This is a genomic window from Pedobacter sp. SL55 (assembly GCF_026625705.1).
Lineage (GTDB): Bacteria > Bacteroidota > Bacteroidia > Sphingobacteriales > Sphingobacteriaceae > Pedobacter.
In genome coordinates this window covers 1,654,601-1,667,101 of sequence record NZ_CP113059.1, presented here as the reverse complement: position 1 = coordinate 1,667,101, position 12,501 = coordinate 1,654,601, and the positions used below count along the sequence as shown (strand labels likewise).

Annotated in this window: 9 protein-coding genes and 1 riboswitch; of the genes, 3 read left to right on the top strand and 6 right to left on the bottom strand. The window is 39.9% G+C overall.

The genetic code is table 11. The features are described 5' to 3' along the window. Position 1 precedes the first annotated feature (1 nt). Both OVA16_RS07595 and OVA16_RS07590 read left to right on the top strand, forming a co-directional pair. Positions 2 to 616, top strand: a complete 615-nt coding sequence (locus OVA16_RS07595) for a hypothetical protein (protein WP_267764621.1) — start codon at positions 2 to 4, stop codon at positions 614 to 616. A gap of 10 nt (positions 617 to 626) precedes the next feature. Beyond that, positions 627 to 1,757: a cytochrome-c peroxidase gene (locus OVA16_RS07590; protein ID WP_267764620.1), complete on the top strand. Its 1,131-nt coding sequence runs from the start codon at positions 627 to 629 to the stop codon at positions 1,755 to 1,757. A 684-nt stretch (positions 1,758 to 2,441) separates the two neighbouring features. On the opposite strand, the gene OVA16_RS07585 is transcribed toward OVA16_RS07590, so the two are convergent. The 5 genes from OVA16_RS07585 to murQ form a co-directional block, all read right to left on the bottom strand. Further along, positions 2,442 to 3,395, bottom strand: coding sequence for a methylenetetrahydrofolate reductase (locus OVA16_RS07585; protein WP_267764619.1), 954 nt, complete (start codon positions 3,393 to 3,395; stop codon positions 2,442 to 2,444). A gap of 68 nt (positions 3,396 to 3,463) precedes the next feature. Beyond that, positions 3,464 to 7,204 carry a methionine synthase gene (gene metH, locus OVA16_RS07580; RefSeq protein ID WP_267764618.1) on the bottom strand — a complete coding sequence of 1,247 codons (3,741 nt, stop codon included), beginning with the start codon at positions 7,202 to 7,204 and terminating at the stop codon, positions 3,464 to 3,466. A 108-nt stretch (positions 7,205 to 7,312) separates the two neighbouring features. Further along, positions 7,313 to 7,416: riboswitch (SAM riboswitch) on the bottom strand. Positions 7,417 to 7,533: 117 nt separating this feature from the next. Beyond that, a complete protein-coding gene (locus OVA16_RS07575) occupies positions 7,534 to 8,274 on the bottom strand; it encodes a Bax inhibitor-1 family protein (protein WP_267764617.1) in 741 nt (246 codons plus the stop codon). A 34-nt stretch (positions 8,275 to 8,308) separates the two neighbouring features. Next, positions 8,309 to 8,875 carry a hypothetical protein gene (locus OVA16_RS07570; protein WP_267764616.1) on the bottom strand — a complete coding sequence of 189 codons (567 nt, stop codon included), beginning with the start codon at positions 8,873 to 8,875 and terminating at the stop codon, positions 8,309 to 8,311. An 81-nt stretch (positions 8,876 to 8,956) separates the two neighbouring features. Further along, positions 8,957 to 9,760 carry an N-acetylmuramic acid 6-phosphate etherase gene (gene murQ / locus OVA16_RS07565; RefSeq protein ID WP_267764615.1) on the bottom strand — a complete coding sequence of 268 codons (804 nt, stop codon included), beginning with the start codon at positions 9,758 to 9,760 and terminating at the stop codon, positions 8,957 to 8,959. A 162-nt stretch (positions 9,761 to 9,922) separates the two neighbouring features. On the opposite strand from murQ, the gene OVA16_RS07560 reads away from it, so the two are divergent. Next, positions 9,923 to 11,536 (top strand): S41 family peptidase, encoded by a 1,614-nt coding sequence (locus OVA16_RS07560; protein ID WP_267764614.1) that lies wholly within the window; start codon positions 9,923 to 9,925, stop codon positions 11,534 to 11,536. Here the strand turns inward: OVA16_RS07560 and OVA16_RS07555 are convergent. Then, entirely contained in the window at positions 11,533 to 12,450 is a 918-nt protein-coding gene (locus OVA16_RS07555) for an alpha/beta hydrolase (RefSeq protein WP_267764612.1), read from the bottom strand. The genes OVA16_RS07560 and OVA16_RS07555 overlap by 4 nt on opposite strands. Positions 12,451 to 12,501: the final 51 nt, after the last annotated feature.

Below are 12,501 nucleotides of genomic sequence, written 5' to 3'. Positions count from 1 at the left end.
CATGAAAAATATTTTCTCCATACTTATTAGTCTAATTATTTTGAGTGGCTGTAAGAAAGATGAACCTGCCGCCAAAGCAGATTTATATCCAGATCAACCTGTTGCCACTGCATCATCTTCGGCTATTGCAGTTTTTCATCAGTCAACAGCTTATTATCAAATGTATGTTTATAGGAAAGATCCTGCCACGGGTATTTGGGGCAGAAGAATTGGCTCACATTTTTCTACTATTTCTAGCAGCGACCCCAGTTTTATTGGTTTTACCAACCCTTACGTTGCAGATAGCGGCGTGCCTTTGTTTGATATGGTACAACTATATTCGGCCTACACAGGTACTACGGCCATTAAAACCGTGGGCATTAATGCAGACCAAGTTTTGCAGTTTTTCCCCGATTATGAAGGTGCCAAAACAGGTATCGTAAAAGTAAAAACTCAAGACGTCATCCTAAAAAAATCAACCGCCGGACAAACCATTACCATTGGTATCAGCGGTAGCGGTACTTATGATGAAACTTCTAAAGTAATTGACTTAAAAGTTACCTTTAACGAAACCGCCATTGGTGGCACCAGCAGAACTTTCCAATACAAATTAAGCCCTAACGCACTTACCTTATAATTCCCTAAAAATGAAAAGATTAATCATACTCGCCACCATTTTGGTTGTATTTGTAGGCAGCTCTGCTTTTTTGCAGGAAAAAGCCTACACTATAGCACAACTGAGAGCGCTTTACAGTGGCGACCCTACCAAGTGGCCCAAGCCAGAGTTACATGACGAAGCCAAACCTGGCTTTAAAGACATTGGCTACCTGGGCAGACCAACTTACCCTGCAAATAACCCGTTTAGTGAAGAGAAGCAAAAGTTGGGGAAAATCTTGTTTTTTGACCCACGATTATCTGTTTCTGGACAAATTGCCTGCGCCTCGTGCCACGACCCCGAACTGGGCTGGGGCGATGGCAGACGTGTAGCTTACGGGCACAGCAGGCAAACGGGCAAACGTAACGCTATGACCTTAATTAACGTTGCTTTTTATGAAAAGTTTTTTTGGGATGGGCGTGCAACAAGCCTAGAAGACCAAGCGAAATTTCCGGTACAAGACCACGTAGAAATGGCTACCGATTTAACCATTATGGTAAAAAATGTAGCAGCAGTTGCTGGCTACAGGCCTTTATTTGCACAAGCTTTTGGTAGTGAAGAAATTACTTTAGATAAGATACAGAAGGCCATCGCTACTTTTGAACGGAGCATTGTAAGCACCAACAGTCGTTTCGATTCTTTTGTAAAAGGCAACAGCAAAATATTGAAAGATGACGAAGTGATGGGCCTACATTTATTCCGCACCAAAGCGGGATGTATTAACTGCCATAACACACCATTGTTTAGCGATAATAAATTTCATAATGATGGCCAGGCCTTGTTAGGTAGCCGCATGGAAGACAGGGGAAAGTATAATCTTACCAAAAATTTAAAGGATATTGGCTCGTTTAAAACACCATCGTTACGCGAAACCAACATTACTGGCCCGTGGATGCACCATGGCAATTTCCCTTCGTTAAAAGATGTGATAGAGTTTTACAATTTAGGCAACCCTATCAGTTATCAAAGAGCACACGTCATTCCAGATTCGTTAAAAAATCCAAAATCGGCAATGTTAAAAAAATTAAACTTAACTTTAACCGAACAACAGCAACTAGAGGCTTTTTTAAAATCGATAAGCACACAAGTGCAAAAAATTATGCCTCCTAAATTGCCAGAATAAAAAACGCTTTAATATGGATCTTTTAATACCAGAAACAGGCTTACTCATTTGGAGTATACTATGCCTAGTCTTCATGAGCTTAACTTTTTACATCATGATACTTTTAATTAAGTTATTACGAAAAAAGCTAAGAGAATAATCTTCGAAACAAAAAAGCATAGATTTGAAATCTTGGCTGACGGAAGAGTAATATTCTAATTCCCGTTTGGCTCTAGCCAACGGAGTGAATACGATTTATTAAGGCTTTAGCCTTTAATGCGGCTAAAGCCTCTTTCTTTACATCCATTAACCATCTGCTAAAGCAGACGGCAATGAACCGCTAGTATAAATACTAAAGTTTCGAACATCCCTAATTTGTTACTTCGGATGGCGGAAGAACATATTTTATTCCCGTTTGGCTTTAGCCAAAGGTTTGGAAACAATGCGTTAGGGCTTTAGCTACAATTTTGGCTAAAGCCTTTATCTTTACATCTATGAACCGTCTGCTAAAGCAGACGGCAACAAACCAACAGCACAAATACTAAAGTTTCGAACATCACTAATTTGAAATCTTGGCTAAAGGGAGCGCATATTTTCATTCCCGTTTGGCTTTAGCCAACGGATTGTAGACTATTTGTTAAGAGGCTTTAGCCGCATCAACTGCAATTTTGGCTAACTAACCACTCGCAAACAAACACTTACGATCTAAAAAACTGCTTTAGCAATTTCTTTAGTTTGGTCTGGTTTGCCCATGGTATAAAAATGCAGTACAGGCGCACCAAATTCAATTAATTCTTTGCACTGTTTAATCATCGCCTGCGTACCAATTTCCTTGGCCTCTGCATTATTTTTAGCTGTAGATAACGCCTCGGTTAATTCATCAGGTAAATCTATATGGAAAATTTTAGGCAAAGCGTTTACTTGACCCAAAGTGCTAATAGGCTTTAACCCCGGAATAATGGGTACATTGATGCCGTTATCTCTACATTTCTGTACAAATTCGAAATACTTTTGGTTATCGAAAAACATCTGTGTCACGATAAATTCAGCGCCCAAGTCTACTTTTTGCTTCAAGTATTTGAAGTCTGTATTTAAGTTCGGCGCCTCGAAATGTTTCTCCGGATATCCGGCAACGCCAATGCAAAAATCACTTTTAAAAGTCTCTACATCTTCGTGCAAGAATTTACCTTCATTGTGGTTTTTGATGTGTGATATCAAATCTGTAGCATAAGCATGGCCGCCTGGTGTAGGCACAAAAGAGCTATCCGCTTTGCGTGCATCGCCTCTCAAAGCCAATACGTTATCAATACCTAAAAACTGTAAATCAATTAATGCATTCTCAGTTTCTTCTTTGGTAAAACCACCACAAATTAAGTGTGGTACGGCATCTATTTTATATTTATGGATAATAGCTGCACAAATGGCAATAGTACCAGGTCGTTTACGATAAGATACCTTTTGCAACAAGCCATTGGGATGCTCTTTGTAAATATAATCTTCCCTTAACGAAGTTACGTCTATAAATGGTGGTTCAAACTCTAATAGCGGCTCTATTCCATTGTATATCCAATCTATACCTTGCCCTTTAATTGGCGGCAAAAGCTCGAAAGAGAATAAGGTCTTACCCTTTGCATTTTTGATGTGTTCTGTAATCTTCATACCCCAAACCCCTAAAGGGGCTTTTTATTTATTATGTTTATGCCCTCCCCCTTTAGGGGGTCGGGGGGTTAATAAGCTAAGTTAGGTGCCAACCACCGTTCCGCTTCTTCCAAATTCATTCCCTTACGCTCTGCATATTCTTCCACTTGGTCCTTCCCTATTTTCCCCAACCCAAAATATCTAGACTCTGGATGCGAAAAATAGAAACCACTTACTGCGGCAGTTGGATACATCGCATAGCTTTCTGTTAAGCGCAAACCAATTTTTTGTTCCGCTTCTAGCAAGGCAAACAAAGTTCCTTTTTCGGTATGTTCTGGACAAGCAGGATAACCTGGTGCAGGACGAATACCTGCGTACTGTTCCTTAATCAATTCGTCGTTGCTTAACTGCTCATCTTTTGCATAACCCCAGTAATCTTTACGCACCAACTCATGTAATTTTTCGGCGAAAGCTTCGGCTAAACGATCTGCCAGGGCTTTAACCATGATACTATTGTAATCATCAAAGTTTTTCTCGTACTCGGCCACCAATTCATCACAACCGATACCCGCAGTTAAAGCAAAACCACCGAAATAATCTTGTTTACCGCTTCCTTGTGGTGCAATAAAATCAGCCAGTGCATAATACGGCTGACCATCAACTTTCTCTGCCTGTTGACGCAAGGTGTGTATTTTTACGAGTTTTGGGTTATGAGTTGTGAGTTGCGAGTCTGGCTTATCTCGTAACTCGTAACCCGAAACCTGCAACTCTATATCATCGCCTATGGCTTGCGCTGGCCAAAAACCGAACACCGCTTTTGCTTTTAATAACTTTTCATCAACAATACGTTTCAACAAAGTTTGTGCATCAGTGAATAATTTCTTTGCTTCGTCGCCAACATTCTTATCTTCAAAAATTCGAGGATAACTACCACGCAGTTCCCAGGTATGGAAAAATGGCGTCCAATCGATATAAGGAAGTAACTCTTTTAAAGGAAAATCTTCCAATACCTTTGTGCCTGTAAATTTTGGCGCAGGAGCAACTTGTGTTAAATCTATCTGAAACTTGTTAGCTCTCGCTTCTTCTAAAGTTTTGAAACGCTTATCCGAACGCTTGTTCAAATGTGCTTCACGGGCTTTATCATATTCAGCTTTAATTTGCGAGATATATCCGTCACGTAATTCGCCATTCATTAAGGTGCTACAAACTGTTACACTTCGCGAAGCGTCTAACACGTGAATTGCCGGACCAGAATAATTAGGTGCAATTTTCACGGCAGCATGTATTCTAGAAGTAGTTGCACCGCCCACAATTAAAGGAATGGTAAATCCTTCGCGTTCCATTTCTTTGGCAAAATGAACCATTTCATCCAGTGATGGCGTAATCAACCCACTCAAACCAATGATATCAGCATTAATTTCTTTGGCTTTTTTGATGATTTCCTGCGCAGGTACCATCACGCCCATGTCTACAATTTCGAAGTTATTACAAGCTAACACTACCCCTACAATGTTCTTTCCGATGTCGTGTACGTCGCCCTTCACAGTAGCGAGTAAGATTTTACCGGCCGACGAGCCTTGTGCGGCATCAGGGTTGGCTTTTTTCTCCTCCTCAATAAACGGCAACAAATAAGCCACCGCTTTTTTCATTACCCTAGCAGATTTTACCACCTGCGGCAAGAACATTTTTCCGGCGCCAAACAAATCTCCAACAATGTTCATTCCGTCCATCAACGGACCTTCAATTACCTGAATTGGTCGTGGATATTTCTGACGGGCTTCTTCAACATCATCATCCAAAAACTCAACTATACCTTTTACTAATGAATGAGATAAACGCTCTTCAACGGTTCCTTGTCGCCAAGCCTCGTCTTTAACAACAACTTTTCCTTTATTTTTTACTGTTTCTGCAAACTCAACCAAACGTTCAGTTGCATCATCTCTACGGTTTAACAATACATCTTCTACACGCTCTAAAAGTTCAGGTGCAATTTCTTGATAAACTTCTAGCATCCCCGCATTTACAATTCCCATGTCCAAACCAGCGTGGATAGCATGGTACAAAAATGCCGAGTGCATGGCTTCACGCACTACATTATTTCCTCTGAAAGAGAATGAAATATTGGAAACCCCGCCGCTTACTTTAGCGTGAGGTAAGTTTTGTTTAATCCAACGGGTAGCCTCAATAAAATCTACCGCATAATTATTGTGCTCTTCTAAACCCGTAGCTACGGTCAAGATGTTAGGATCAAAGATGATATCCTGTGGGGGAAATCCAATCTCGTTCACTAGGATATTATAACTACGACTACAGATTTCTACTCTACGTTCGTAATTATCAGCCTGACCTTGCTCATCAAAAGCCATTACCACTACCGCAGCCCCGTAACGCATAATTTTACGTGCATTGGTTTTAAAAATTTCTTCGCCTTCTTTTAAGGATATCGAGTTAACGATGCCTTTTCCCTGCAAACATTTTAAACCCGCTTCAATTACCGTCCATTTAGAACTATCGACCATGATAGGCAATTTGGCAATATCAGGTTCCGAAGCAATTAAATTCAGGAATTTGGTCATTGCCGCTTCACTGTCAATCATCCCCTCATCCATGTTTACATCGATGATTTGCGCACCGCCTTCTACTTGTTGCAAGGCAACAGCTAAAGCAGCTTCATAATCTCCGCCTAAAATTAATTTAGAGAATTTCGGCGAACCTGTGATGTTGGTACGCTCTCCCACATTCACAAAAATACTTTCCGGAGTAATGGTTACGGGCTCTAAACCACTTAAGCGTAAATACGGAGCAATGGTTGGAATTTTTCTTGGTTGTGCCGCCGCTGCTTTTTTGGCGATGCAGCCAATATGGTCTGGCGTAGTACCGCAGCAACCACCCACAATATTTACAAAACCAGAGGTGATAAAATCATCTACTAAATGCGCCGTTTCATGAGGCATTTCATCGTAAGCGCCGAACTCGTTAGGTAAACCCGCATTTGGATAAGCAGAAACGTAACAATTGGCTTTTGCCGCCAATTCCTCAATGTGCGGACGCATTTCTTTCGCTCCTAAAGCACAGTTAAAACCAATACTTAAGGGATTGGCGTGTGCTACAGAGTTTAAGAATGCTTCTGCCGTTTGACCAGATAAAGTTCTTCCCGAAGCATCAGTAATGGTTCCCGAAATCATGATTTCGAGCGGCCCCTCCCTAAATCCCTCCCCTAAGGGGCGGGACTTGAGTTCCTCCTCATATTGTTTAATGGCTGCAATGGCTACTTTTGCATTTAAAGTATCAAATATGGTTTCAATCAATAGCACATCCGAGCCACCATCTACCAAACCTCTAATCTGCTCATAGTAGGCATCAAAAAGTTCATCGTAAGAAATGGCTCTAAAACCCGGATCGTTTACATCTGGAGATAATGAAAGCGTACGGTTGGTTGGGCCAATGGCACCAGCCACAAAACATTTCCTATCGGGATGCTTTGCCATAAACTCCAAGGCTGCTTCTTTGGCAATTCTCGCCCCTTCGTAACTCAACTCATAGCTCAGCTCTTCCATTTGGTAATCTGCCATTGAAATACGTTGCGTACTGAAGGTATTGGTTTCGATGATATCGGCCCCTGCTGCTAAATATTCGGTATGAATAGCTTTGATAATATCAGGGCGGGTAATGTTCAACAAATCGTTGTTCCCCTTTACATCACAGGGATGATTAGCAAAACGCTCGCCTCTAAAATCTTCTTCGGTTAGGGTGTAACGCTGTATCATGGTACCCATGGCACCATCTATAATTAAAATACGTTTTTCTAGTTCTTCTCTAATGCTACTCATTCAGTATTGCGTATAGAGATTTGCGTATAGAGACATATCGCAATACGCAATACGCTTTACTCAAATCTATTAGCTTACTCTAAAAGTATTGGAATTGGCCTTCCCTTAAACTTATCTTCTCTCGCCACTGCTGAGATTAGAAATTAGCACCTTGTTGGCACAGGTTGCTAAGACTTCGTTGGGTCTATTCCCTCCATCTTTCTTAATAAGCAATGCAAAGGTGCAACATCCGCTTATCATTTCCAAAAATATCAGTGTCACAACCAAATAAAATTACAAAGGCCACGCAAAATTGCATGGCCTTCGATATAAAATTTTGTTTAAGCGGATTATCTTCTGTCTCCGAACACTCTCAATAAAGAAAGAAATAAATTGATAAATGTAATGTAAAGTGATAAAGCGCCCATCAAAGCTAGCTTTTTGCTATCAGCTAAGGCAATTTCGTTTCCATTCTCATCTAAACCTTCGCCTATTCTTTTAATTTCTTGTACTTTGTAAGCTGTTAAAGCAGTAAAAATGGCAATACCTACAAAGCCCAAAATATAGCCTAAAGTATCGCTACCAATAAACATATTGATAATGCTTACCACCACTAGACCAATTACACCAGCCATTAAGATAGGACCAAATTTACTTAAGTCTACATCAGTAGTGTAGCCCATAATTGCCATAACTGCAAAAATGATAGCTGCTGCAGCAAAACATATCGCAATAGAAGCTGCTGTGTAGATTAATAGAACAAAGCCCAACATCACGCCAGTTAAAATAGAGTAAAGCAAGAAAATACCTACTAACGCTGGGTAAGAAAGTCTTTGCATTGCTGCCCCCATTAGCATTACTAAGCCAAGTGGTGCAAATATGGCGATGTAACCAAGTACTGTAAAACCTCTCTCGCTTACCAATTGAGATAATATTCCTGGAGAATTTACTAATCCAAAAGCTGCAACACTTGATACGGCAAGAGCCACAAACATCCATAAGAAAACGTTAGCGAAGAATTTTTTAGCAACTGATTTCTCTTGTACAAAAACTGAATCGTTCTGATATTGATAATTTTGTTGTTCCATCATTAATTTAAATTGGTTAACGGATAAAAATACAATTTTAGTTTAACCTTTTGATCAAAAGTTCTTCAACTTTTTTGTAAAATTGAAGTGGCTTAAGCTTGCGCCAGTGCAAATCATCTAGTTCTCCACCAAAGTTGATGTAATAATCGATACTATTTTCACGGAACTCGCGGATTACATGCTCATTGAAATTGATGCCTGCAATCCAACCATCTTCTACATCCTGAAACCACTCTTCGTAATAGCTATCGTCTGAAGCATGGAAGTTTAAAACGTTCTCTCCAATTAGGATAAATTTATTCAGTCCTTCGTCAACCATCAACTCTAAAATCTCCCTTTTTAACATCATGATATCATTGTTGATGGTATCATTCCATTCGCCCATTAGCTCTATAATGGCATACTGCCTATCATAATCGGCGTAGAGCACTTTAATGTAAAGGGTGTTAGAGCCAAAGGTATCCCATTGGGGATGAATGAGATAGTTATAAAGCTGTTTATCGTAGTAAAATTCTGAATACTCTGTATTGTAAAACGGCGAACGCTCATCCTCAGCGGCAATGTAGTCGTCTCTCCACTGATAATATGGTTCTATTTCATGCATGATACAAATTTACGATTTTAGAATTACGATTTTAGATTTCTACACCCAATAATCGTAATTCTAAAATCGTAATTCGTAAATCTATTTGCTTGCTTCTACAGCCTTACGTACGCTTCCGTATTTGATTAGCAATTCTGCGGCTTGTTCTTGGCCAATGTTTAATTCTTCCATTACCATGTGGGTACCTCTATCTACCAATTTATGGTTAGTTAATTGCATATCCACCATTTTATTTCCTTTCACACGCCCTAACTGGATCATTACCGTGGTGCTCAACATATTTAACACCAATTTTTGCGCAGTTCCAGATTTCATACGTGTAGATCCCGTTAAAAACTCAGGGCCTACTACCACTTCTACTGGATAATCAGACTCGGCAACTATTGGGCCGCCTTGGTTACAAATGATACAACCTGTTAGCACGCCATGTTTACGGGCAGTATTTAAGCCCCCAACTACATAAGGCGTAGTACCCGATGCCGCCAAACCAATCAAGCTGTCTTTTTCGCTAATCTCGTACTCTTGCAAATCTTTCCAGGCCTGCTCGGCATCATCTTCGGCAAATTCTACTGCTTTACGAATGGCTGTATCGCCACCCGCTATGATACCCACCACCCAGTCAAAAGGTACACCAAAGGTTGGCGGACACTCAGAGGCATCTACCACACCTAAACGACCACTTGTGCCAGCACCAATATAAAACAACCTCCCGCCCGTCTTCATTCTTTCTGCTACTGCTGTAGCCAATTTTTCTATTTGAGGCAATGCTTTTTCTACAGCCAGAGGAACTAATTTATCCTCATTATTAATGCCTGTCAAAATCTCCATTACCGACATCTTATCGATATCCTTGTAGTTAGACTCTTGTTCGGTTACTCTTTTCATTTATATTTTTACTAGCGTGTTCGTCTCACAAATTTGCACATTACCGCAATTTCTTGCAAGAGTTTTCAAATATCGGCAATAATTATTAAAAAACTAAATTGTTGATTAGACGTTTTCCTAAATAAGACACATATTTTCATAACTTTGTTGCATCCAAAACTGATGAAAAAAAATACCCGTACCAACTTATTGATTGCGTTAGCTTATTGCGTAACGTTAATTGGTGGCATGTATTTGGGTTACAAACTCTTACAAAACCAAGGCTTCAAGGTACAAGATGATATGAGGTATGCCAATACCGAAGAAGCAAAGGTGGAAGACATCATCCATATCATTAAAAAAAAATATGTTGATGATATTAATGCCGACAGCTTAAAGCATTTGCCGATAGACAGTCTTTTACACCAGCTCGATCCGCACAGTGCCTATTTACCTCCCACCGAAGCTTTTGAACTATCTGAAACCTTAGAAGGCAATTTTGAAGGTGTAGGTGTAGAATATTACATCTTAAACGACACTTTGTTGGTTACCAATGTGGTTAAAGACGGGCCAGCTTTTTTAAGCGGCATTAAACAAGGTGATAAAATTTTGAAAGTAGACACCACCGTGGTAAGCGGCAGAATGCTACCTCGCTCTGCAATGATGGGTAGAATTAAGGGAAAAAAAGGCACTACAGTGCAATTAACGGTGCTTCATCCCGGCAATACAAACCCGGTTACACTAAATGTGAAACGTGGAAAAGTTGAAGTAAGCAGTATTGATGCCGCTTATATGCTTAACCAAGAAACAGCTTACATTAGAATTAGCAAGTTTGGCGCAACAACAGATACCGATTTTACTACTGCTGTTAAAAATCTTAAAGCAAAAGGTATGAAAAAAATGGTTTTAGATTTAAGAGATAACGGTGGCGGATATTTAACCGCCGCAACCTCTTTAGCTAACCAATTTTTGCCAGAGAATAAACTAATTGTTTACACCAAAGGCAAGCACGACCCACGTACAGATTATTTCACTACTGGCGGCGGAGAGTTTGAACAAGGCAAACTAGCTGTTCTAATTAATGAAAACTCTGCATCTGCTAGTGAGATTTTTGCGGGTGCTATACAAGATTTAAACAGAGGCGTTATTATTGGCCGCCGCTCTTTTGGTAAAGGTTTGGTACAAGAACAATTTGCTTTTGAAGATGGCTCGGCACTTAACCTAACCATTGCCCGTTACTACACCCCATTAGGCAGAAGTATTCAAAAATCTTATAAAAAAGGCTACAAAGCCTATCAGCGAGAAATTGAAGAAAGACTAAACACCGGCGAACTTACCGCAGAATCCAACAAGGCTGATAGCCTAATGAACAACATGCCTTATATTACCAAAGATGGAAAAAAAGTTTTTGCTGGCGGCGGCATACAGCCAGATATCTATGTAAAACTAGACACACTTGGCTACAACAAATTTTACGCTAGCTTATTACAAAAAAATATTTTTGTAGATTTTGTTTTTGAAACTTTAGCCGATAGATATACCCAAGAATATTTGAACAGAGCAGTTGCTGTTTTCAATATTTCGGATAAAGATTATGTTGACTTTTTGAAGTACGCGGAAAGTAAAAAAATTGTTATCGATACCAAGCAGCTTATTCAAGCTAAACCATTGATCTACAAAAACCTGAAACTAATGCTTTACAAATACTACTTGGGCGACAATGGTTACTACAAAGCACATAACCAAAGCGACCCAATGATTAAGCAGGCTTTAGGCTACCTGGCAGCTTCCAATTAGTTGATTTTATTAGCCTTTAGCCAATTTTTTAAACGCTCAAACCAATCGTCTGCGGTAGTTTTATTGTTAAGGCCAAAGCCATGCCCACCTGCTTGGTAAACATGCAACTCGGCAGCCACGTTATTTTTTACCAAAGCCTCATTGTATCTTAAACTATTTTGAACTGGCACAGATTTATCGTTGTTAGCGTGTACTAAAAAAGCCGGAGGTGTTTGTGCAGTTACCTGTCGTTCCGAAGAAAAATATTTCCTTTGTTCTTCTGTAGGTGCCTCGCCAAGTAAATTCTTTACAGAGCCACCATGCGTATACTGACCAAAGGTAATTACCGGATAAATCAAGATAGAAAAGCTAGGGCGTAAGCTGATATTTTCTTGGTTTTCGATTTTCATATCGGCAAAGTGGGTACTGGCGGTAGAAGCCAAATGGCCACCCGCAGAAAAGCCCATAATGCCTACCCTGTTTACATCTATCCCCCAAACTGAGGCATTTTTTCTAACTAAGTAAATCGCTTGCAAAGCATCTTGCAGCGGGCCAGTGCTTTTATCTTTCATAATTAAATCGCTAGGCAAACGATATTTTAATACAAAAGCGGTTACGCCAATTTCCTGAAATTTCTTAGCAACATCATGTCCTTCTTTATCTATGGCCAAAATGCCATAACCACCGCCTGGGCAAATAATTACCGCAGCGCCACTTGGTTTTGCTGGCTGATATACGTACAATTGGGGTTTAGCAACCATACTTACCCTTACCACTTTATCTTCGCGAGTGGTGGTTTCTTCCACATAATCTATCGGTGTAGGCTTGGCTCCCGGAATAACGCCTCCATATAAAGAAATTGCCTGTTGAGCATTAGCACTCATAATTGCAAATAAAAGAAAAGTTAATAGTCTTAAAGCTTTATATTGTTTCATTGCTCAATTCTTGTATTGTTGTTGCCAAATCCTAAAAATCAGTATTTTATT